The organism is Pseudomonas baltica, assembly GCF_031880315.1.
Lineage (GTDB): Bacteria > Pseudomonadota > Gammaproteobacteria > Pseudomonadales > Pseudomonadaceae > Aquipseudomonas.
This window is the reverse complement of record NZ_CP134771.1, coordinates 2,910,001-2,931,285: the sequence shown is the minus strand read 5'-3', so window position 1 is coordinate 2,931,285 and position 21,285 is coordinate 2,910,001. Positions and strand designations below refer to the sequence as shown.

Below are 21,285 nucleotides of genomic sequence, written 5' to 3'. Positions count from 1 at the left end.
CGGATCAGCGGCGGGCGGCTTGGTGACAGCCGCTCGAAGCCAGGTCCGCTAGGATCGGGCAATCTGGTCGGTCATCGCCCTGGCAGTGGCTGACCAGATTTTGCAAGGTGTCCCGTAGGCCGAGCAACTCGTCGATGCGCCGGTTGAGGGTTTCGATGTGTAGCCCGGCCAGCGCTTTGACATCGGCGCTGGCGCGACCCCGGTCTTGCCACAGCGTCAGCAAGCGGCCGATTTCCTCCAGCGAAAAACCCAGATCCCGCGAGCGTTTGATGAACGCCAGCGTGGGCAGGTCTTCGCTCTGATAAATGCGATAGCCGCTGTCGGTGCGGTGGGCAGCCTTGAGCAGCCCGGTGGCTTCGTAATGGCGGATCATTTTTGCACTGAGGCCGCTTTCGCGGGCAGCCTGACCAATGTTCACGTGCGTTCTCCTGCTTCGGGGTCGACGTCATTGTGCAACTGCGGTTTCCAGGTATTCAACAGCAGCGCGTTGCAGACCACGCTGACGCTCGATAACGCCATGGCCGCGCCCGCAAGCATGGGGTTGAGCACGCCGAAGGCCGCCAGCGGGATGCCGATCAGGTTATAGATAAACGCCCAGAACAGATTCTGCCGGATCTTCGCGCAGGTCCGCCGACTGATATCCAGCGCGGCAGCCACCCATTGCGGATCATCGCGCATCAAGGTGATACCCGCCGCCTGAATAGCGACGTCGGTGCCGCTGCCCATGGCGATGCCGATGTCGGCGCTGGCCAGCGCGGGTGCGTCGTTGATGCCATCGCCGACCATCGCCACTCGAAGTGACAGGCGCAGTTTCCGGATCGCCTCGGCCTTGTCGGCCGGCAACACCTGAGCTTGCACCTTGTCGGCATCGATTCCCAAGGCCGTGGCGACGGCCTCGGCGCTACCGCGATTGTCGCCGGTGAGCAGGTGCGTTTGCATTCCTTGCTGGCGCAGACATGTCAGTGCCGCCTTGGCGCCCGACTTGAGCGTGTCGCCGAACGCCAGCAGGCCCAGCACTTGCGGCTGTGGGCTCACCTCGATCAACCACGACAGGGTGCGGCCCTGACTTTCCCATTTCTGTGCAGTGGCTTGTAGGGCGCCCGCCGACACGCGGTAATCGTCCAGCAGCCGTTGATTGCCGAGCAACAGGTCACGACCGCCCAGCGTCCCGCGAATACCGCGTCCGGCCAGGGTCTCGCTCTGTTGCGCGGCCTCAGGCTGCGTCGGGCAGCGAGCCAGAACGGCCCTGGCCAGAGGATGCTCGCTGCCACGTTGCAGGGCGGCAGCCTCGCGCAACAGACGTTGAAGATCATACCCATCGATGGCTGCCACACTCATGTCGAGCAGTTCGGGATGCCCTGATGTCAGGGTGCCGGTCTTGTCGAATACCACGCAATCGATCTTGCTGGCGTGTTCGAGCGCCTCCGCATCCTTGATCAGAATGCCATGGCGCGCCGCCGCGCCCGTGCCCGCCATGATTGCCGTCGGTGTGGCCAGGCCCAAGGCACAGGGGCAGGCAATCACCAGGACGCTGACGGCATGCAATATGGCGATCTGCAACCCGGCGCCGCTGTACCACCAGCCCAGCAAGGTCAACAGCGCCAGCAGCAGGATCACCGGGACGAACACCTGGCTGACCCGGTCCACCTGCTTCTGGATCGGGGCCTTGGCGCTTTGCGCGTCTTCGACCAACTGAATGATTTTCGCCAGCAAAGTCTGGGTGCCCACTGCTCGCGTCTCGACCCGCAATTGACCTTCGCCATTGATGGCCCCGGCGCTGACCGAATCGCCGGCTTGTTTGCTGACGGGCAGGCTTTCGCCGCTGATCAGGGCTTCGTCGGCGTGGCTGCGGCCGTCGATCACCACACCATCGACGGCAAAACGTTCTCCGGGTTTGACCCGTATCTGATCACCGAGCCGCAGCGCGTCGATAGCCACGCGCTCCTCCCGATCGCCAACCACCCGCACAGCAAAGCTCGGCCGTAGTGCCTGCAACGCGCGCAGGGCATCGGCCGTGCGCCGCTTGGCATGACTCTCCATGTACTTGCCCACCAGCACCAGCGCAATGACCACCGCCGAAGCCTCGAAATACAAATGGGGCGACTGGCCAGGTGCAGGCTGCAGCCATTGGTAGAAACTCAAACCGTAGCCCGCACTCGTGCCAATAGCCACCAGCAGGTCCATATTGCCCGCGCGGGCACGCACAGCCTTGTAGGCCGAGGTATAGAAGCGCGCGCCGATAATGAACTGCACCGGTGTCGCCAGGCCGAACTGCAGCCATGCCGGCAGCATGAAATGCACCCCTAGCGGCTGTAGCAACATGGGCAGCAACAGCGGGGCGGCGAGCAGGATAGCGGCGATCATCATCCAGCGCTCGTGGCGCAGGTGCCGCTGGTGGTTGGCTTCCTCGGCCTGGACGCTGACCGGCAGGTGTGCGGTATAGCCCGCGTGCATCACCGCATCGATCAGCGCGGCAGGCGGCAGCGCGCGCTGCAGTTGCACATGGGCGCGCTCGTTGGCCAGGTTGACGCTGACCTCGCTGACGCCATCGACCTTGCGCAGCGCACGTTCGACGCGACCGGCGCAGCTGGCGCAGGTCATGCCGTCAATCGACAGATCGAAGGTAGTGGGGTGCATCGGGCTGGCCATGGCGATCATCCTCTTGGCAGATGATCCACAGCATCAACCTTGCCACGTGGGCAAGGTCAAGGCCCCCATCAGTACTCGATCGGTGCCGGCCTCAGGGTCAACCCATAGGGACCGGGCGCGATGGAATACTTGAGGATGTCGCCGGCGTGCAGATCGATCACGGTAGCCTTGGCCGGGGTGATGCCCGACGAGTCGCAGCCAGGCGTCTGGCCCGGCAAGCGCTTGAGGCGTATCGATACCTTGCCCGGTGGCAGGTTCAGCGAGGTGTCGTCTTCCTGAAACAGCCGCGTCACCAACTGGTCTGCGACGTAAACGCCGATCTCGCACGAGGTCGACACCTGGATGGTCTGTCGGGAGATGATCACGATCCCATAGCCGTTCGGGCCATCGGCCAGCACTACAGGGACCATCGAGGGGATAGCAAGGATGCCGAGCAGGGCGAGTACTGACCAGCGCATGGCTGAACTCCTGTTGTCACGAATACGGATACGAATAACAGTTGGACTGTCGCCCAACCTGCAGCTTGGCTGAGCGCGGTGACGATTTCCACCCCGGCCGCTATCTGGGAAACTTGACCTTGACCCGACGGCAAGCTTCAAACTGTCGCTGAATCTAACACGGAGGCTTCCCCATGCAGCATTTCGACGTAAAAGGCATGACCTGCCAGCATTGTGTACGCGCGGTCACCCAGGCCGTGCAAGACCAGGACCCGGCCGCCACGGTCGAGGTCGACCTGAAGACCGGCCAGGTAAATGTGCAAAGCAGCCTGGCGCCGGACGTGATCATCGGCGTGATCGGCACTGAAGGTTACGCCGCCAAGGCGCTGTAGTCGGCAGCATCGCTGCGGCCGGGCAGTGCCCCGGCCTTGCTCGGTGGCCGGCATTCAGCGTGCGGTGCTGACGGGGGTGTGTCGCAGCGCGTCAGGCGGCGTTATGAGGGTAAAGCTGCAGGGGGACAGTGTTTGTAAGCTTTCCGGCGTGGCGTTGTAGGTTTTTGCGCTGTGTTAACTGGGGAGGCGTTTCCTCCGGGGGATATATACCCCCGGTTTTACGAGGTCAGATGCCTGACTCAGGCGAACACTGACCTGGACTGATTTGAACACTTTTGTACAAGGGGGTATTTACCCACCGCACTCCGGGATTTTCTGCCCGTACTGACGAATATTTCGCCTGCTTTATCCGTGCTTATAATGCGTGACACAGCCTGCTGAACAGTGTGGCGCGGTTGTCAGACAAGGGATTTGCAGGCTTCGAAGAATGTCGGGACAGGGAGTGAACCATGGAATATGCACCTTGCATCAGTCGCATCGCCACGTTGCTGGCCGACCCCAAGCGCAGTGCAATGTTATGGGCGCTCATCGACGGCGGCACGCGAGGCGCCGAGGAGCTAGCCAATCTGGTCGGGGTTACGCCGTCTTCGGCGAGTGCTCATCTTGCCCGGTTGTCCTCAGCCGGGTTGCTGAAGTTCGAAGCCCGCGGACGCAAACGATTTTTCAAGCTGGCGGCGCCAGAAGTCGGCGCGGCGGTCGAGGCGCTGGTCAGCGTTTCTCGGGTACGCGCGGGCCCTGTCAAGCGGGAGCCCCTGCCACGCGCGCCTGCTGCCATGCGCCGGGCCTGTCGTTGTGGCGAACACCTGGGAGGAGAGCTGGCGGCCGAGGTCTATCAGCGAATGCTGGTCGCGCAGTGGTTGATGCCCCGCGGCGAGTACCTCGACATTACCCAGAAAGGCACTGTACATCTGGCAAGCATGGGCATCTATCCCGAGGCCTTCGCCACCCGTGACGGGCATGCGGTCTGTTCTGGCTGGGATGGTGAGCGGGCACATATAGGCGGCGTCCTGGGGACCAGCCTGATAAAGCTGTTCATGCAATCAGGCTGGGTGCGCGAGCACAAGGAGTCCAGGGCGCTGTTGGTCACCGAGGCAGGAATGCTGCGGATTCGCAGCATCGCCAGTCAGTGAGAACTCATCAAGGCTTGATCAGGCGAGCATCGAGGCTGTTCTGCGCCAGGCGCTTGGCTTGATCCTGAGTCATGCCCAGATGGGTATGCAGGGCGTGGAAGTTCTCCGTCACGTAGCCGCCAAAGTAAGCAGGGTCGTCGGAGTTGACCGTGACCTTCACGCCACGCTCGAGCATGTCGAGAATATTGTGCTGGGCCATGTCGTCGAACACGCATAGTTTGGTATTGGACAGCGGGCACACGGTCAGCGGGATCTGCTCGTCGATGATTCGCTGCATCAGACGCTCGTCCTCGATGGCACGCACGCCGTGGTCGATGCGCTGGATCTTGAGCAGATCCAAGGCTTCCCAGATGTACTCGGGCGGGCCTTCTTCACCGGCATGGGCGACCGTCAAAAAGCCTTCGCTGCGGGCGCGATCGAACACGCGCTGGAATTTGCTCGGCGGATGACCCTGCTCGGAGCTGTCCAGGCCGACGGCGACGAAGGCATCGCGGAAGGGCAGCGCCTGGTCGAGGGTCTTCTGGGCTTCTTCTTCGCTGAGGTGGCGCAGGAAGCTGAGGATCAGGCCGCTGCCGATACCCAGTTGCTGTTTGCCATCCTTGAGTGCCCGGCTGATGCCGGTGAGCACCACTTCAAAGGGGATACCGCGATCGGTGTGGGTTTGCGGGTCGAAGAACGGCTCGGTATGGATGACGTTCTGTGCCTTGCAGCGTTGCAGGTAGGCCCAGGTCAGGTCGTAGAAGTCCTGCTCGGTGCGCAGTACATCGGCGCCCTGATAGTAGAGGTCGAGAAATTCCTGCAGGTTGTTGAACGCGTAGGCGCTGCGCAGTGTTTCGACGTCCTGCCAGGGCAAGGCGATCTTGTTGCGCTCGGCCAGGGCAAACAGCAACTCCGGCTCGAGGGAGCCTTCGAGGTGCATATGGAGTTCGGCCTTGGGTAACGCGTTGAGCCAGTCGTACATGGTGTTTTCTCATCAGGTGCAGAGGCGAGGATTCTACAGGGCTGAGGGCCGGTGGTCGAAAAAGCCTGACTTGCGGTTCAGGTTTTTGCTTGGGTATGGCGCCCGGCGAGGTGCTATTTGAGCTCCCGGCGATAAGCATAGGTGTCGGCGAAGCGCGACAGCAGGAAATCCGCACAGGTGGTCACCGGGTATTTGGCTGGATGCTCGGCATCCTGACAGCCCGGCAGGCATTCGATCAGGGTATCGGGGTGGGGCTCGGCGAAAAACGGCATCGAGTAACGGTCGACCCCCATCGGGCTGAGCACTCGATGCGGTGTGGACAGGTAACGGTCATTGCTCCAGCGGGCCATCATGTCGCCAAGGTTGACCACGAAGGTACCTTCGATGGGCGGCGCGTCGATCCAGCGGCCATTCACATCACGTACCTGCAGGCCGCCCGCATTGTCCTGGTACAGCAGAGTGACGCAGCCGTAATCGGTATGAGCGCCGGCACCTTGCTGGTCGGCAGAGGTAGCCGTCTGGCGCGGCGGATAGTGGATGAAGCGCAGCACACTTACCGGCTGCTCGAAGCGCTTGTCGAAAAAGTCCCGGGGCACCTCCAGCGCCAGGGTCATGGCGCGCAACAGTGTCTGCGCCAGGGCTTGCATGTCCAGGTAATGGGATTCCATCAGCTCGGCCCACCCGGGGATGTCCGGATGGCGATTAGGGCCACGCAGAGGCTTGCCCGCCAGGACCTCGGGGTGATCGACGGGCAGATGCAGGCCCATGTCGAACGTTTCCTTGAGGTCGCTGGGCAGGTTGGGATCCAGTTGTTCGGTAGCGACGGCGCCGTAGCCACGGTGATGGCGGCTGGCAGTGATGTCGATCTGCAGTTTGTCGCTGCTCGGGAGGGCGAAAAAGGCACGGGCCTGTTGCTGTACGGCATCGATACGCGCTGCGCTGATGGGGTGGCCCTTGATATAGAAGAACCCCCATTCGCAGCACGCCTGGTCGATGGCCTGGGCGACTTGCTCCCATCCTTGTTGCTCGGGAAGGTAGAGGGGGCTGATGTCGATGATGGGAAGTTGTTGCATGGCTGTCTCCGCAGCTTGGGGGCATAGCCGGGCAGTGTAGCGAGGGGCCAATCCCCCTCGCTATCGCGTAATTGTTACTTCGGCATCTGCGCCGTCATGCCTTCGATGTAGTAGTTCATCGAGGCCAGCTCGGCATTGCTGGCAGTCGCGCCGGCAGCGATCTTGACTGCGCCGCTCTGGTCCTTGATCGGGCCGGTGAACGGATGGAACTCACCGCTCTTGATGCTGGCGATGATCTGCTCGGCTTCGGCTTTTACCGGTGCTGGCACGATGTCGCTGATCGGCAATTGCACGGTGCCTTCTTTCAGGCCACCCCAGTAGTCCTGTGGCTTCCAGGTGTGGTCGATGACCGCCTGGGTCGCCTGGATGTAGTGCGGGCCCCAGTTGTTGACGATCGACGTCAGTACTGCTTTGGGCCCGAAGTGAGCCATGTCGGACGCGTAACCGACGGCGTAGACGCCGCGACGTTCGGCCGTCTGGATAGGCGCCGGGCTATCGGTGTGCTGGAAGATCACGTCCGCCCCTTGGTCGATCAGGGCATTGGTGGCATCGGCCTCTTTGCCTGGATCGAACCAGGAGTTGACCCATACCACTTTCATTTCAGTACCGGGGTTGTACTTGTTCAGCGCCAACTGGATGGCGTTGATATCGCGGATCACTTCCGGGATCGGGAAGGAGGCCACGTAGCCGACCTTTTTGGTCTTGGTCATTTTCGCCGCCAGGAACCCGCCCACGTAGCGCCCTTCATAGGTGCGCGCCAGGTAGGTGCCCATGTTCTTGTCCTGCTTGTAACCCGTGGCGTGCTCGAAGATCACCTTGGGGAACTGCTTGGCGACTTTGAGCGTCGGGTTCATGTAGCCGAACGAGGTAGTGAAGATCAGATCGTAATTTTCCTTGGCCATGTTGCGGATCACCCGCTCGGCATCGGCACCTTCCGCGACGTTCTCCACGTAGCTGGTCTTGACCTTGTCGCCCAGCTGCTCTTGCAACGCCTGGCGGCCAACTTCGTGCTGGTAGGTCCAACCGTGGTCACCGATGGGGCCGATATAGACGAAGCCCACTTTCAGCGGGTCAGCGGCGCTGCTCATCAGGCTGGTGCCAAGGCCGATCACAGCCGTCATGGCGCACAACAGCTTTTTCAGGGAATAGCGTTTTTGCGTGGAAGACTGCATGCAGAGAAGCTCCATATGATCTTGTAGGCGTTGCGGGAAATGTGGCCCGCTGAGCAATGCAAAAAGCTGACCAAGAGGACAATTAATAGCCAGGGTGCCGGCTTTCAGGAGAATGGATGTAGGCACCCCGGCGCAGCGCGGTGCGTCTCGGTGCAACAGCCGGTGCTGGCGCCGCTAACTGGTGCAGGGCTGGCAATGCGGCGACGAACCCAGGTTCGATCTGACACCTTTTGAAACCTTTACCCGGCCCATGCACTCTCAACGCCGGGAGCGAACACTGCTCTACCATTCAGTCGTGGCTGCAGGCCGCACCGCTCAAGGACGCTTCATGAACGCCATTCTGGTTCAGCTCAAACAGGAAAAATTCCTCCTCCTGGCGGTGATCGCCGCCTGTGTCGCCTATCCGCTGGAGCACACGATGCTCGCTCACGGGCACGGCGTGGCGTTGGCCGCCGGCCTGGCGCTGATCGCGGCAATCATCTGTGCCTCGCTCAGGGTGGCGCACCATGCCGAGTTGCTGGCGCAGAAGGTCGGCGATCCCTACGGCACCATGATCCTGACCCTGGCGGCAGTGCTGGTGGAGGTGGTGATTCTGGGGATCATGATGAGCAACGAGCCTTCGCCAACGCTGGTGCGGGACACCATCTACAGCGCGGTGATGCTCGATATCAACGGCATCCTCGGCCTGGCTGCGTTGATGGGCGGCCTCAAGCACGGCGAGCAGCAGTACAACGATGACTCGGCGCGCAGCTACAGCGTGATGATCCTGACCGCCATGGGCGTGTCGATGGTGGTGCCCGAGTTCATCCCCGAGCCGGACTGGAAGCTCTATTCGGCCTTCACCATCGGCGCGATGCTGCTGTTGTACGGCTTGTTTCTGCGTATGCAGGTCGGCCCGCACAGTTACTTCTTCAGCTACAGCTACCCGGAGAAGAAACGTCGTCGGCCTACCCCCCAAGACCTCGCCGAGGAGGAGCCGCCCACTAGCCTGGGCCTGTCCATCGGCTTGCTGGTGTTTGGTGTCGTCGTGATCGGCGCCTTGGCCGAAGTGATGTCCAAGGCCATGGACCTGGGCCTGGAGGGCAGTGGTGCGCCGCCGGTAGTAACGGCGATTCTGGTGGCAGCGATCTCGGCGGCGCCCGAGATTCTCACGGCGTTGCGCGCTGCCTTGGCCAACCGCATGCAGTCGGTGGTCAATATCGCCTTGGGGGCGTCACTGTCGACTGTGATCCTCACTGTCCCGGTCATGGAAGGGCTGGCGCTCTACAGTGGCCAGGCGTTCCAGATGGCGATGACCCCGGTGCAGACGGTGATGATTTTCATCACGCTGCTGGTGTCCGCCATCAACCTCAACGACGGAGAAACCAACGCCATCGAAGGCATGACTCACTTTGTGCTGTTCGCGACGTTCATCATGCTGTCGCTGTTGGGGTTGTAGCGGCCGAGCGCCAACTGGAATCCCTGTGTTGTGCTTGCTGGCGCCTTCGCCAGCAAGCGTGCATCCCACAGATGCAGGCTTGCCCGCGAAGAGCCCGGCGCAGTCAATACACAGATCAGCCCACCAACTCCCGCGCGGCCTCGCGGTGATGGGCGATCAGCTGCGCGATATCCAGCCCAGGCACCTGCCCGCCGATGACTCGCCACTGCCCGCCGACCATCACTCGATCCGCGCGATCGGCGCCGCACAGCAACAGCGCGCTCAACGGATCATGGCTGCCGGAAAAACGCAGTTCGTCGAGCTTGAACAGCGCCAGATCGGCCTGTTTGCCCGGCGCCAGTTCGCCGATGTCCGTGCGCCCGAGTAGCTGCGCCGAGCCTCGCGTCGCCCAGCCCAGCACGCGCTCCGGGGTAATGGCCGCCGCGCCGTAACGCAGACGCTGCAGATACAAGGCCTGGCGCGCTTCAAGGATCATGTTCGAGGCATCGTTGGACGCCGAGCCATCCACGCCCAGCCCAAGCGGCGCGCCGGCATCGGTCAGGTCCAGCGTCGGGCAGATCCCCGACGCCAGGCGCATATTCGAACTCGGGCAGTGACACACGCCTGTGCCTGCCGCGCCCAGCCGGGCAATTTCATCCGCGTTGAAGTGAATGCCATGGGCCAGCCAGGTGCGTGGCCCTAGCCAGCCGACGCTGTCCAGATAATCGACGGTGCGCAGCCCGAAGCGTTGCAGGCAGAAGTCCTCTTCGTCGAGGGTCTCGGCCAGGTGGGTGTGCAGGCGCACGTCCAGGCGTTCGGCCATCTCGGCGCTCGCACGCATGATCTCGGTGGTCACCGAAAACGGCGAGCAGGGCGCTAGGGCGATCTGGACTTGCGCCCCGTCGCCACGTTGATGGTAGCGCTCGATCAAGCGCTGGCTATCGGCCAGAATCACTTCACCTTGCTGCACGGTCTGCTGCGGTGGCAGGCCGCCATCCGCCTCGCCCAGGCTCATGGAGCCACGTGTAAGCATGGCGCGCATGCCCAGTTCGCGCACCACACCGACCTGCACGTCGATGGCGTCTTCCAGGCCTTCGGGGAACAAGTAATGATGATCGGCTGCGGTGGTGCAGCCGGACAGCAGCAATTCGGTGAGCGCGACCTTGCTGGCGAGTGCGAGTTTTTCCGGGGTCAGGCGCGCCCACACGGGGTAGAGCGTCTTGAGCCAAGGGAACAACGGTTGATTGACCACCGGTGCCCAGGCGCGCGTCAGGGTTTGATAGAAGTGATGGTGAGTGTTGATCAGGCCCGGCAGCACTACATGTTCGCGGGCATCGAACACTTCATTGCAGGGGCGCGCGGGCTGTGCACCTGCGGCCAGGACTTGATCGATGATGCCGTTTTCCAGCACCAGGCCACCACGGGCGTCGAGGCCGTTGGCAGTGAAGATCGCGAGAGGGTTTTTTAACCAGATACGGGGCGCGGGCATGAGCCGACTCCTCTGAAAAGTGTGTTCAGGTAAGCCAGCTCAGTTTTGCCCTGTCTGCTGATCCAGGTGGTGCGGATTATAACGGTGCAATTGCTTATCTGTCCGCAAGCCGTTGCGGCCCCTTGGCGGGCGGCCGCATTTCAATGCCCAGGCTGCCACGGTTGCCCCAGCGATACTGGCGCGTACAACCGCGTGCGAATCGCATCACGGGACAGCAACACCAGCACCACGATGGTCGCCACATAGGGCAGCATCGCCAGCAGGTTGGACGGAATCGCCAACCCCAGGCCTTGCGCCACCAGATACAGGATGCTGGCAAAGCCGAACAGATAAGCTCCCAGCAGCAATCGCCAGACCCGCCAGCTGGCGAACACTACCAGTGCCAAGGCGATCCAGCCGCGGCCGGCGCTCATGTTCTCGGCCCACATCGGCGTATAGGCCAGCGACAGATAGGCGCCTGCCAGGCCGGCCATGGCGCCACCGAACAGCACCGCCAGCGTGCGCACCCGCAGCACCGGCAGGCCCATGGCGCTGGCGGCATCGGGATTCTCGCCCACCGCCTGGACGATCAGCCCGACGCGGCTTTTGAGGATCACCCAGGCAATCACCGCGAACAGCACGAACGACAGGTACACCAGGGCATCCTGAGCGAACAGCGCGCGCCCCAGCAACGGCAGGCCGCTGAGCAGCGGGATCGCCAGCGGCTCGAAGCCCGCCAGCGGTTTGCCCACCCAGGCTGCGCCGACGAAGGTCGATAACCCGACGCCAAAAATGGTCAGGGCGAGGCCGGTAGCCACCTGGTTGGCGTTGAAGCTCAGCGCCACCAGTGCAAACAGCGACGACAGCAACATGCCTGCCGCCATAGCCAGCAGTACGCCGAGCCACAAGCTGCCGGTGCTAGCGGCAACGATAAAGCCCACTACCGCGCCGAACAGCATCATGCCCTCCTGGCCCAGGTTGAGCACGCCGCTCTTTTCGCACACCAGTTCCCCCAGCGCCACCAGCAGCAGCGGCGTACCGCAGCGCACGGTGGCAAACAGAATGTTGCTGATCAGTTCCATATCCATGTCGATTTCCTCAGCCCAGAGCCGGAGTCGGATTGATAGCGGTGCGCCTTGCCCAACGCCCCTTGAGGCGCGGGCGGTAAAGGATCAACACGTCACTGGCCAGCAGGAAGAACAGCATCATGCCCTGGAACAACTGGGTGATCGCCTGGGGCAGGTTGAGGTTCATCTGCGCGTTTTCGCCACCCAGATACAACAGGGCCATCAACAGGCTGGAAAATACGATCCCGATGGGATTGAGGCGACCGAGAAAAGCCACTGTAATGGCGGCATAGCCATAACCTGGCGACACCGCCGGTACCAGTTGCCCGATCGGCCCCGCCACCTCGCCCACGCCCGCGAGCCCGGCCAATGCACCGCTGATCAACAGCGCGAACCACACCAGGGACTTTTCCCGAAAACCGACGAACCCGGCGGCGCGCTTGTCCAGGCCGAGCACCTTGATCTGAAAACCCACGAAGCTTCTCTGCAGCAACACCCACACCGCCACCAGGGCCAGCAGGGCAAAATACAAGCCGGCATGCAGGCGGCTATCGGCGAACACCAGCGGCAAGCGGCTGGCATCGCCGAACATCGCCGACTCGGGGAAATTGAAACCGGCCGGATCCTTGAGCGGGCCGTGGACGAAATACAGCAGCAGGTTGAGCGCGATGTAATTGAGCATGATGCTGGTGAGGATTTCGTTGGCATTGAACTGCGTGCGCAGCCACGCGGTGAGCCCGGCCCAGGCCGCGCCGGCGAGGGTCCCGGCGCTGAGTACCATGACCAGGGCCCAGCGGCTGTCCATGTCGATGATATTGACCGCTACTGCACTGCCGGCAAGGGCGCCGATGAGCAATTGTCCTTCAGCACCGATGTTCCAGATACGCGCCTGGTAGGCCACGGCCAGGCCCAAGGCGCAGAGCAGGATCGGCAGCGCCTTGACCAGCAATTCACCCACACCGTAGAGGTCCTTGACCGGATCGATCAACAAGGTCCGCAGGGTCAGCAGCGGGTCCAGCCCCAGCGCTAAAAACAACAGCGAGCCACAGCCCAACGTGAGCACGGCCGCCAGCAACGGCGAGCACCAGAGCATGGCGCGCGATTGCTGGCCGCGGGGTTCGAGTGAAAGCAACATGACAGGCTCCGATTAGCTAAGGGCAGCGGTGTGATCGAAACGGCCAGCCATCCAGCCGCCGACTTCTACCGCTGAGGTGTCCGGGGTCGGCTTCAGGCGGCTGAGGCGGCCACTGCTGAGGGCGCCCAGGCGGTCGCTGATTTGAAACAGTTCGTCGAGGTCTTCGGAGATCACCAGAATCGCCGCCCCGGCATCACGCAGGGCGATCAAGGCGCGGTGAATAGTGGCCGCGGCCCCTACATCGACACCCCAGGTCGGGTGCGCGGCGATCAGCAAGCGCGGTTGCTGAAGGATTTCTCGGCCGAGAATGAATTTCTGCAGATTACCGCCCGACAGGCTGCGCGCCGGTGCCTGTTCGCCTGCGCTTTTGACCCCAAAGCGGCTGATGATTTCGTTGGCCAGGGCCACGACCTTGTGTCGGCGAATCAGGCCGTTTTCCACAAGACCTTGCTGGAAAGCTGTGAGCAAGGCGTTGTCGCTCAGGCTCATGTCGGGCACTGCGCCATGGCCCAGGCGCTCGGCCGGCACGAAAGCCAGGCCCAGGCGACGGCGTGCATCGGGGCGCAGATGGCCAACCTTGGCCCCCGCGAAGCGCAGCGCCGCCGCTTGGGCGCTGGGCAGAGTAATCTCGCCGCTGAGCAACGCCAGCAGTTCGTCCTGACCATTGCCGGCGACTCCGGCGATGCCGACGATTTCACCGCTGCGCACCTGCAGGTCGAGATCGCTGAGCGAGCAGCCAAAGGGATCGGGGTTGTGCCAGGACAGTTTGTCGATCTGCAGAAAGTCTGCGCCACCACTGACTTTCGGGTAATGGGCACTCAAGCCCTCGGCCTCGCCGACCATCAAGCGCGCCAACTCCAGGTCCGAGCATTGCGCTGGTATGCAGTGCCCCGACACCTGGCCACCGCGCAGTACGGTGGCGCTGTGGCACAGCGCGCGTACTTCGGCCAGCTTGTGGCTGATGAAGAGGATGCTGCAGCCTTCACTGGCCAGGCGCCGCAAGGTCACGAACAGGTCATCGGCCTCTTGTGGCGTCAGTACCGACGTGGGCTCATCGAGGATCAGCAAGCGGATGTTCTGCATCAGGCAGCGGACGATCTCCACGCGCTGGCGTTCGCCGATCGACAGGCTGTGCACCAGGCGCTGGGGTTCCAGCGGCATGCCATAGCGCTGCGACACCTCGCGGATACTGGTTTCCAGTTGTGCCGGAGTTTGCCCATTATCCATCGCCAGGGCGATGTTCTGCGCCACGGTGAGGGTCTCGAACACCGAGAAATGCTGGAACACCATGCCCACGCCCAAGCCCCGCGCCTGGGCCGGATTGCGCATTTTCACCGCCTCGCCCTGCCAGAGGATCTGTCCGTCATCGGGCTGGGTAACGCCGTAGATGATCTTCATCAGGGTGCTTTTGCCGGCACCGTTCTCGCCGAGCAGCGCGTGGATCTCCCCGGGGGCGATGCTCAGATCGATACGATCGTTGGCCAGGCAGCCCGGGTAGCGCTTGCTGATGGCGGACAGCTGCAATCGTGGGACAGTGGCTGGGTTGGACATGACCTGCTCGACTCGAATGAGGACCGCTCGAATAAAGCAAAAACCTGGCCATGTAGTCAGGTTTGCCTATAGCGAGGTGGCGTGCCCCTGATAACGGTATGGGGGCCACCCATCATTGGCTGAATGCACCTCGTCGGGAGCACTGATTGGGTGCGCGTTGGGGTGTGGACGCCCTGAATCGAGCTGATCAAAAAACAACCAACCTTCTGCAGGCAATCTGTGGCCTGTACCGGATGCAGCTTTGCACGGATTATCCACAGGTTGATCCACAGCTTCTGTGCGCAACCTGTAACGCTGTGCATAACGTCCGCAACTATCGCTATAACACTGACGAATTCCGACTAAGCCTATGATTGAAACGGCAATTGATCGGTCCAGATCGCTAGTTGATCAAAAAATGATCGATCCGTTGAAAGGCACGGCCCAGAGGGCTCAGGCGCGTTTGCCAAGAGCTTATCCACAAGCAGATGCACAGTAGATGTGGGCAAATGTGCACGGCTATCAGTGTGGGCTCAGCACCATGCGTCCACGGCTGATATCGGCGAGTTGCCGAGTCAGGGTCTCGACGGAGGACGGCACCAGCGCCAACTGCAACTCGACGCCATTGGCCGTGTAGTTTTCGTTTTCGATCACGCCATCCGCTTCGGCGACGCGCAACTTCACCAGAGCCAGCTCACTGAAAGTACACTCGCACGCGTAGGGTGCCCTGCTGACCAGCAGTTTTTTCGCGGCTTGTTGCAGGCACTTGTTGGCACAACCCCCATAGGCCCGCGCCAGGCCGCCGGTGCCCAATTGGATGCCGCCATACCAGCGAATTACCAGTACCACGACGCGATCGCAATCCTGCGCCTCGATAGCAGCAAGTATCGGACGCCCGGCGGTGCCGCCGGGTTCGCCATCGTCGCTGGAGCGGTATTGATCACCCAGTTTCCAGGCCCAGCAGTTGTGCGAGGCTGCGAGGTCGCTGAATTGGTCGATAAAGGCCTGTGCCTCAACGGCGCTGTCGATGGGGGCGGCGAGGGCGATAAAGCGGCTCTTGCGAATATCTTCACGATATTCGCAAGCATCTAGCAGGGTTGAGGGCATTGCAGGAGTCCGCAGCAGGTCAGTCGATCGGGGGCGTGAGGCCACAGCCCTTGAGAACGATGCGGATCAGATTATCGCTCGCTTCAGTGAAGTCTTGCTTGGTCAGGCGCGTCTTGCCGCTGACGCGACAGATCTGCGTGGCAAAGTCGGCATAGTGCTGAGTGCTGCCCCACAGCAAAAAGATCAAGTGAACCGGGTCGACCGGGTCCATCTTGCCGGCTGCGATCCACTGCCTGAACACATCGGCCCGGCCCTGGAACCAGGCGCGGTAGTCGTGGCTGAAATACTCGCTCAGGCACTCGCCGCCGCTGATGATCTCCATGGCGAAGATGCGCGACGCTTGCGGGTGGCGGCGGGAGAACTCCATCTTGGCGCGGATATAGCGGGTCAGCGCCAGGGCCGGATCGTCGTCGACGGTCAGGTTGTTGAAGGTGCTGTCCCAGAGTTCGATGATGTTGCTCAACACGGCAATATACAGGCCGAGCTTGTTGTTGAAGTAGTAATGCAAGTTGGCCTTGGGCAAGCCGGCGTTCAGCGCGATGGTGTTCATGCTGGTGCCTTTGAAACCATGGCGAGCGAACTCGTCTTCGGCGGCGATGAGGATCGCTTCTTCGTTTTTCTGCCGGATACGGCTGGCGGGTTTACCGTTGCTGTGGGCGCTGTGCGCAGGAACTTCAAGGGTCATGGACGGTTCCGAACAAGTCGTGTGGGTGCGGCTGATGCGTTGATAGCGCACCCACACATATCAAGACAAGCGCCGTTTGATAAAACTCTCAAACCTTTGTTTCAATTGCGTGTTTTTCGAGTTCCAAGGCAACGGCCGCATCACTGGTCTGTGCTTCTGGCTCGGGCAGCACCAGGCACAGCACAAGGGCGGTGATGCCGCCGCTGGTAATGGCCGAGTCGAACAGGTTCTGCACCAGTTTTGGCATCTGGTGCAGCAGGTCCGGTACGGCCGCGATGCCCAGGCCGACGCCGAACGAGGTGGCGATGATCAGCATGTTGCGCCGGTCCAGCGCCGACTGCGCGAGGATGCGGACGCCCGCCGCAGCGACGCTGCCGAACATCACCAAGGTGGCGCCGCCGAGCACCGGCTTGGGGATCTGTTGCAGCACTGCACCGATACTGGGCACCAGGCCGAGCAGGAACAGCACCGCACCGATGTACAGCCCCACATAACGGCTTGCCACACCGGTCAGCTGGATCACGCCGTTGTTCTGGGCGAAGGTGGTGTTGGGGAATGCGCTGAAGGTGGCGGCAATCATGCAGCTGGCGCCATCACCCAGGACCCCGCCCTTGAGGCGCTGAATGTAGCTCGGGCCGGTGATGGGCTGGCGCGAAAGCATGCAGTTGGCGGTCAGGTCGCCGACGGTTTCGATACTGCTGATCAGGTAGATCAAGGCGATCGGGAAGAACGCCGTCCAATCGAAGGCAAAGCCGAACTTGAACGGCACCGGCACGCTGATCAGCGGCAAGTCAGGCAGGGCGTGGGGCACCAGTTTGCCGGAGAACCACGCGGCGATACTGCCCACCAACAGGCCGATGATGATCGACGACAGGCGTATCCAGGGCGTGTTGGAGCGGTTGAGCACAATGATCACCACCAGCACCAGACCGCCGAGGGCCAGGTTGCCCGGGGCGCCGAAGTCCGGCGCATTGAAGCCGCCGCCCAGATCGGTGATGCCGACCTTGATCAGGCTGATGCCGATCAGGGTGATGACGATACCGGTGACCAGCGGGGTGATCACTCGACGCAACTGGCCGATGAAGCGGCTGAGGACGATCTGTACCACGGCGCCGAAAAAGCACACGCCGAAGATCATCGCCATGATGTCTTCCGGGCTGCCACCGCGTTGCTTGACCATGAAGCCGGCCGACAGCACGGCACCCAGAAAGGCGAAGCTGGTGCCTTGGAGGCAGATCATCCCGGCGCCGATGCCGAATGGCCGGCGCGCCTGGATAAAGGTGCCGACCCCGGACACCATCAGTGCCATGCTGATCAGGTAGGGCATGTGCGCGCCCAGGCCCAGCGTTGAGCCGATGATCAACGGCGGGGTGATGATGCCCACAAAGCTGGCCAGCACATGTTGCAGGGCGGCCAGAAGCGCAGGCACGGGCTTAGGGCGATCGTTGAGGCCGTAGATCAGGTCTTGGGTGATGGGTGCTTCTGGTGGCATGGTGGATTCTCGGCACGAGTGTGTGGCGTAGTGTGTCCATGCCTTTGCAAAAAGCTGTCCAAGTGTTCAGGAATAGTTTTTCTTAAGGTTTATTAATCGATATTTTTCAATGAGATAAATATTTATATGACGGTGTTGGAAGGCACTATCGAGTGGTCGTGAGACTCTCCAGAAAGCTTTCAAGCACCAAATGGGGGCGGCGTCCTTTGCGCGTGACCCACGACAGACTCAAATCATAGAAACGCTCGCTGGCCTTCAATGCACGCAAGCGGCCTTGTTGCACCCAGAAGCTCGCGTAGTGATCCGGCAGGTAGCCGATATAGCGACCGGTGAGGATCAGGAACGCCATGCCTTCGCGATCCGATGCGCTGGCGGTGCAATGCAGTGCCTGATAGTGGGCCTGGATCTCGGCGGGTAGGCGAAAGGTCGGGGCGATCGCGTCCTGCTGGTTGAGACGCACGTCGTCCAGGGCGTCGTCAGCCGCATAGAACAGTGGATGGCCCACCGCGCAATACAGCAGCGATCGCTCGCTGTACAACGGTTGGTATTCAAGCCCTGACAACGGGCTGGCCTGGGGCACCACGCCGACGTGCAGGCTGCCATCGAGCACGCCTTGCTCCACTTCGCTGGGGGCGATCATGCGGATCTGGATACGGACGTCCGGCCCGCGGTCTTTCAATTGTGCCAAGGCGTGGGTGATGCGCATGTGCGGCAGGGTGACCAGGTTGTCGGTCAGGCCAATGTTGAGTTCGCCCCTCAGGTGCTGGTGCAAGCCGTTGACCTCGGTGCGAAAGCTCTCCAGAGCGCCAAGCAATTGCAACGCGGACTGGTAGACCTCGCGGCCTTCTTCGGTCAGCGAGAAGCCCGCACGCCCACGCTGGCAAAGGCGCAGCCCCAAGCGTTGTTCAAGGTCGCTCATTTGCTGGCTGATGGCCGAGCGGCCAATCCCTAGCACGTTCTCGGCGGCGGAGAACCCGCCGCACTCGACCACGCTGCGGTAAATCTTCAACAAGCGGATATCGAAATCGCTGACTTGCGCGAGGGGAGCGGGGCGGCGGCTGGTGGCCATAGTTTAGTAAACGCCTGACTGAAGATCTGAAAAGCAGGATTTTCCAGACTTTATCCCCGTGACAACGTAGGGGCAAGACTGAAGCGGCATCTACGCTTGTCACCTACGACTTTCATTGAGGAGGTGTTGATCATGAACTTGCCCGAGAATGCCCCTGTCGGCATTACCCACCAGCTCAAGCTGGATGCGCACTGGATGCCTTATACGGCCAATCGCAGTTTCCAGCGCGATCCGCGCATCATCGTTGCTGCCGAAGGCAGTTGGCTGACCGACGACAAGGGTCGCAACATCTATGACAGCCTGTCGGGCCTGTGGACCTGCGGTGCGGGCCATACCCGCAAGGAGATTCAGGAGGCAGTCGCCAAGCAACTGGGCGTGCTCGATTACTCGCCAGCGTTCCAGTACGGCCACCCATTGTCGTTCCAGCTTGCCGAGAAGATTACCGAGCTGACACCGGGCACACTCAATCACGTCTTCTATACCAACTCAGGTTCGGAGTGTGCCGACACCGCCGTCAAGATGGTCCGTGCCTACTGGCGTCTCAAGGGCCAGGCCACCAAGACCAAGCTGATCGGTCGCGCCCGCGGTTACCACGGGGTGAACATCGCGGGGACGAGCCTGGGTGGCGTCAACGGCAACCGCAAGATGTTCGGGCCGCTGCTGGATGTCGATCACTTGCCGCACACCGTGCTGCCGGAGAATGCTTTCTCCAAGGGTGAGCCGGAACTGGGCGGCGTCGCGCTCGCCAATGAAATGCTCAAGCTGATCGAGCTGCATGATGCGTCCAACATCGCTGCCGTGATCGTTGAGCCGATGGCCGGGTCCGCTGGTGTGTTGCCACCGCCGAAGGGTTATCTGAAACGTCTGCGCGAGATCTGCGATCAGCACAACATCCTGTTGATCTTCGACGAGGTGATCACCGGGTTCGGTCGTACCGGGGCAATGTTCGGCGCCGAGAGCTTTGGCGTGACTCCGGACCTGATGTGCATTGCCAAACAAGTCACCAACGGCGCCATTCCGATGGGCGCGGTAGTGGCCAGCAGCGAGATCTATCAGACTTTCATGAACCAGGCCACGCCTGACTACGCTGTCGAGTTCGCTCACGGCTACACCTATTCGGCTCACCCGGTGGCTTGCGCCGCTGGCCTGGCAGCGCTCGATTTGTTGCACAAGGAAAGCCTGGTGCAGAGCTCGGCCGAGTTGGCGCCCCATTTCGAGAAGGTGCTGCACGGCATCAAGGGCGCGAACAATATTCTAGACATCCGCAACTACGGTCTGGCGGGTGCTATTCAGCTGGCACCGCGCGACGGCGATGCCATTGTGCGCCCCTATGAGGCATCGTTGAAGCTCTGGCAAGCCGGGTTCTATGTGCGTTACGGCGGCGACACCCTGCAGTTCGGCCCGACGTTCAACGCCAAGCCGCAGGACCTTGATCGCCTGTTCGATGCCGTGGGCGTCGCACTCAACCAGATCGACTGATTACCAGGGAGTTTTACATGAGCACTATCCAACACCTGATCAATGGCGATCTGGTTTCTGGCGGCGAGCGTTTTGCCGATGTTTTCAATCCGTCGACCGGTGCCGCCATTCACAAGGTGCCATTGGCGTCGCTTGAAACCGTGCAGCGAGCGATTGATGCAGCCAGGGCCGCGTTCCCTGCCTGGCGTAATACACCGCCGGGCAAACGTGCCCAGGTGATGTTTCGCTTCAAGCAGCTGCTGCAGGACAACGAAGCCAAAATCGCGCAGTTGATCAGTGAAGAGCACGGCAAGACTTTGGAAGACGCTGCCGGTGAGCTCAAGCGCGGTATCGAGAACGTCGAGTACGCGTGCGCGGCACCAGAGATCCTCAAGGGCGAGTACAGCCGTAACGTGGGCCCGAACATCGACGCCTGGTCCGACTTCCAGCCTCTGGGCGTCGTGGCGGGTATCACCCCGTTCAACTTCCCTGCGATGGTGCCGTTGTGGATGTACCCACTGGCGATTGCCTGCGGCAACTGTTTCATTCTAAAACCGTCCGAGCGTGACCCTAGCTCGACGCTGCTCATTGCCCAGCTGTTGCTCGAAGCCGGTCTGCCCGCAGGTGTGCTTAACGTTGTGCATGGCGACAAGGTGGCGGTGGACGCGCTGATCGAAGCGCCGGAGGTCAAGGCGCTGAGCTTTGTAGGTTCGACGCCGATCGCCGAGTACATCTATAAGGAAGCCACGGCACGCGGCAAGCGCGTGCAGGCGTTAGGCGGAGCGAAGAACCACGCTGTGCTGATGCCCGATGCGGACTTGGACAACGCGGTCAACGCCCTGATGGGCGCGGCCTACGGTTCGTGCGGCGAGCGCTGCATGGCGATTTCGGTGGCCGTATGCGTTGGTGACCAGGTGGCGGATGCCCTCGTAGCCAAGCTGGTACCGCAAATCAAGGCGCTGAAGATCGGTGCCGGTACTTCCTGTGGCCTGGACATGGGGCCGCTGGTGACAGGACAGCATCGCGATAAGGTGACGGGCTAT

General features: G+C 61.8%; 19 protein-coding genes (1 of these 19 only partly in view). 5 read left to right on the top strand and 14 right to left on the bottom strand.

Annotated elements, in window-relative coordinates:
- Positions 1-4 precede the first annotated feature (4 nt).
- The 3 genes from cueR to REH34_RS13080 form a co-directional block, all read right to left on the bottom strand.
- The gene (gene cueR / locus REH34_RS13090) at positions 5-418 is read right to left on the bottom strand and encodes a Cu(I)-responsive transcriptional regulator (RefSeq protein WP_311971847.1); all 414 of its coding nucleotides are present in this window, start codon (positions 416-418) and stop codon (positions 5-7) included.
- A complete protein-coding gene (locus REH34_RS13085; protein ID WP_409373292.1) occupies positions 415-2,649 on the bottom strand; it encodes a heavy metal translocating P-type ATPase in 2,235 nt (744 codons plus the stop codon). The genes cueR and REH34_RS13085 overlap by 4 nt, the downstream gene beginning before the upstream one ends.
- A gap of 68 nt (positions 2,650-2,717) precedes the next feature.
- Entirely contained in the window at positions 2,718-3,107 is a 390-nt protein-coding gene (locus REH34_RS13080; RefSeq protein WP_311971846.1) for a hypothetical protein, read from the bottom strand.
- Positions 3,108-3,280: 173 nt separating this feature from the next.
- On the opposite strand from REH34_RS13080, the gene REH34_RS13075 reads away from it, so the two are divergent.
- Positions 3,281-3,478 carry a heavy-metal-associated domain-containing protein gene (locus REH34_RS13075; protein ID WP_226505636.1) on the top strand — a complete coding sequence of 66 codons (198 nt, stop codon included), beginning with the start codon at positions 3,281-3,283 and terminating at the stop codon, positions 3,476-3,478.
- A gap of 449 nt (positions 3,479-3,927) precedes the next feature.
- Positions 3,928-4,608: a metalloregulator ArsR/SmtB family transcription factor gene (locus tag REH34_RS13070; RefSeq protein ID WP_311971845.1), complete on the top strand. Its 681-nt coding sequence runs from the start codon at positions 3,928-3,930 to the stop codon at positions 4,606-4,608.
- A gap of 7 nt (positions 4,609-4,615) precedes the next feature.
- Here the strand turns inward: REH34_RS13070 and REH34_RS13065 are convergent, their stop codons facing one another.
- The 3 genes from REH34_RS13065 to REH34_RS13055 all read right to left on the bottom strand — a co-directional run bounded on the left by REH34_RS13065 (position 4,616) and on the right by REH34_RS13055 (position 7,814).
- Positions 4,616-5,569 (bottom strand): adenosine deaminase, encoded by a 954-nt coding sequence (locus REH34_RS13065; protein WP_311971844.1) that lies wholly within the window; start codon positions 5,567-5,569, stop codon positions 4,616-4,618.
- A gap of 113 nt (positions 5,570-5,682) precedes the next feature.
- Positions 5,683-6,642 (bottom strand): 2-oxoglutarate and iron-dependent oxygenase domain-containing protein, encoded by a 960-nt coding sequence (locus REH34_RS13060; protein ID WP_311971843.1) that lies wholly within the window; start codon positions 6,640-6,642, stop codon positions 5,683-5,685.
- A 74-nt stretch (positions 6,643-6,716) separates the two neighbouring features.
- The gene (locus tag REH34_RS13055; protein WP_226505640.1) at positions 6,717-7,814 is read right to left on the bottom strand and encodes a BMP family ABC transporter substrate-binding protein; all 1,098 of its coding nucleotides are present in this window, start codon (positions 7,812-7,814) and stop codon (positions 6,717-6,719) included.
- Between the two features lie 337 nt (positions 7,815-8,151).
- Between REH34_RS13055 and REH34_RS13050 the strand changes: the two genes are divergently transcribed.
- The gene (locus REH34_RS13050; protein WP_311972089.1) at positions 8,152-9,252 is read left to right on the top strand and encodes a calcium:proton antiporter; all 1,101 of its coding nucleotides are present in this window, start codon (positions 8,152-8,154) and stop codon (positions 9,250-9,252) included.
- Positions 9,253-9,367: 115 nt separating this feature from the next.
- On the opposite strand, the gene REH34_RS13045 is transcribed toward REH34_RS13050, so the two are convergent.
- The 8 genes from REH34_RS13045 to REH34_RS13010 form a co-directional block, all read right to left on the bottom strand.
- Entirely contained in the window at positions 9,368-10,720 is a 1,353-nt protein-coding gene (locus REH34_RS13045; protein WP_311971842.1) for an 8-oxoguanine deaminase, read from the bottom strand.
- 140 nt (positions 10,721-10,860) lie between these two features.
- On the bottom strand, positions 10,861-11,787 hold the full coding sequence (locus tag REH34_RS13040) for an ABC transporter permease (protein ID WP_226505642.1): 927 nt from the start codon (positions 11,785-11,787) through the stop codon (positions 10,861-10,863).
- Between the two features lie 10 nt (positions 11,788-11,797).
- Entirely contained in the window at positions 11,798-12,901 is a 1,104-nt protein-coding gene (locus REH34_RS13035) for an ABC transporter permease (protein ID WP_311971840.1), read from the bottom strand.
- A gap of 12 nt (positions 12,902-12,913) precedes the next feature.
- A complete protein-coding gene (locus tag REH34_RS13030) occupies positions 12,914-14,452 on the bottom strand; it encodes an ABC transporter ATP-binding protein (RefSeq protein WP_311971839.1) in 1,539 nt (512 codons plus the stop codon).
- Between the two features lie 501 nt (positions 14,453-14,953).
- A complete protein-coding gene (locus REH34_RS13025) occupies positions 14,954-15,538 on the bottom strand; it encodes a YigZ family protein (protein ID WP_311971838.1) in 585 nt (194 codons plus the stop codon).
- A gap of 19 nt (positions 15,539-15,557) precedes the next feature.
- Positions 15,558-16,223: a TetR/AcrR family transcriptional regulator gene (locus tag REH34_RS13020; RefSeq protein WP_226505646.1), complete on the bottom strand. Its 666-nt coding sequence runs from the start codon at positions 16,221-16,223 to the stop codon at positions 15,558-15,560.
- Between the two features lie 88 nt (positions 16,224-16,311).
- The gene (locus REH34_RS13015) at positions 16,312-17,715 is read right to left on the bottom strand and encodes a nucleobase:cation symporter-2 family protein (protein WP_311971837.1); all 1,404 of its coding nucleotides are present in this window, start codon (positions 17,713-17,715) and stop codon (positions 16,312-16,314) included.
- Positions 17,716-17,860: 145 nt separating this feature from the next.
- Positions 17,861-18,784, bottom strand: a complete 924-nt coding sequence (locus REH34_RS13010) for a LysR family transcriptional regulator (protein WP_311971836.1) — start codon at positions 18,782-18,784, stop codon at positions 17,861-17,863.
- 132 nt (positions 18,785-18,916) lie between these two features.
- Here REH34_RS13010 and REH34_RS13005 point away from each other — a divergent pair, with 132 nt between their 5' ends.
- Positions 18,917-20,263, top strand: coding sequence for an aspartate aminotransferase family protein (locus REH34_RS13005; protein ID WP_311971835.1), 1,347 nt, complete (start codon positions 18,917-18,919; stop codon positions 20,261-20,263).
- Between the two features lie 17 nt (positions 20,264-20,280).
- Positions 20,281-21,285, top strand: partial view of a CoA-acylating methylmalonate-semialdehyde dehydrogenase gene (locus REH34_RS13000; RefSeq protein ID WP_311971834.1) — the 5' portion only. Its footprint extends 489 nt past the window's final position; 1,005 of the gene's 1,494 nt are visible here — the first part of the coding sequence; it begins with the start codon at positions 20,281-20,283; its stop codon lies off the right edge, out of view.

Excerpts from the sequence above, each read along its gene's own strand:
- REH34_RS13085 (WP_409373292.1), bottom strand. The coding sequence starts at position 2,649 with ATGGCCAGCCCGATGCACCCCACTACCTTCGATCTGTCGATTGACGGC.
- REH34_RS13080 (WP_311971846.1), bottom strand. The coding sequence starts at position 3,107 with ATGCGCTGGTCAGTACTCGCCCTGCTCGGCATCCTTGCTATCCCCTCG.
- REH34_RS13075 (WP_226505636.1), top strand. The coding sequence starts at position 3,281 with ATGCAGCATTTCGACGTAAAAGGCATGACCTGCCAGCATTGTGTACGC.
- REH34_RS13070 (WP_311971845.1), top strand. The coding sequence starts at position 3,928 with ATGGAATATGCACCTTGCATCAGTCGCATCGCCACGTTGCTGGCCGAC.
- REH34_RS13065 (WP_311971844.1), bottom strand. The coding sequence starts at position 5,569 with ATGTACGACTGGCTCAACGCGTTACCCAAGGCCGAACTCCATATGCAC.
- REH34_RS13060 (WP_311971843.1), bottom strand. The coding sequence starts at position 6,642 with ATGCAACAACTTCCCATCATCGACATCAGCCCCCTCTACCTTCCCGAG.
- REH34_RS13055 (WP_226505640.1), bottom strand. The coding sequence starts at position 7,814 with ATGCAGTCTTCCACGCAAAAACGCTATTCCCTGAAAAAGCTGTTGTGC.
- REH34_RS13045 (WP_311971842.1), bottom strand. The coding sequence starts at position 10,720 with ATGCCCGCGCCCCGTATCTGGTTAAAAAACCCTCTCGCGATCTTCACT.
- REH34_RS13040 (WP_226505642.1), bottom strand. The coding sequence starts at position 11,787 with ATGGATATGGAACTGATCAGCAACATTCTGTTTGCCACCGTGCGCTGC.
- REH34_RS13035 (WP_311971840.1), bottom strand. The coding sequence starts at position 12,901 with ATGTTGCTTTCACTCGAACCCCGCGGCCAGCAATCGCGCGCCATGCTC.
- REH34_RS13030 (WP_311971839.1), bottom strand. The coding sequence starts at position 14,452 with ATGTCCAACCCAGCCACTGTCCCACGATTGCAGCTGTCCGCCATCAGC.
- REH34_RS13025 (WP_311971838.1), bottom strand. The coding sequence starts at position 15,538 with ATGCCCTCAACCCTGCTAGATGCTTGCGAATATCGTGAAGATATTCGC.
- REH34_RS13020 (WP_226505646.1), bottom strand. The coding sequence starts at position 16,223 with ATGACCCTTGAAGTTCCTGCGCACAGCGCCCACAGCAACGGTAAACCC.
- REH34_RS13015 (WP_311971837.1), bottom strand. The coding sequence starts at position 17,715 with ATGCCACCAGAAGCACCCATCACCCAAGACCTGATCTACGGCCTCAAC.
- REH34_RS13010 (WP_311971836.1), bottom strand. The coding sequence starts at position 18,784 with ATGGCCACCAGCCGCCGCCCCGCTCCCCTCGCGCAAGTCAGCGATTTC.
- REH34_RS13005 (WP_311971835.1), top strand. The coding sequence starts at position 18,917 with ATGAACTTGCCCGAGAATGCCCCTGTCGGCATTACCCACCAGCTCAAG.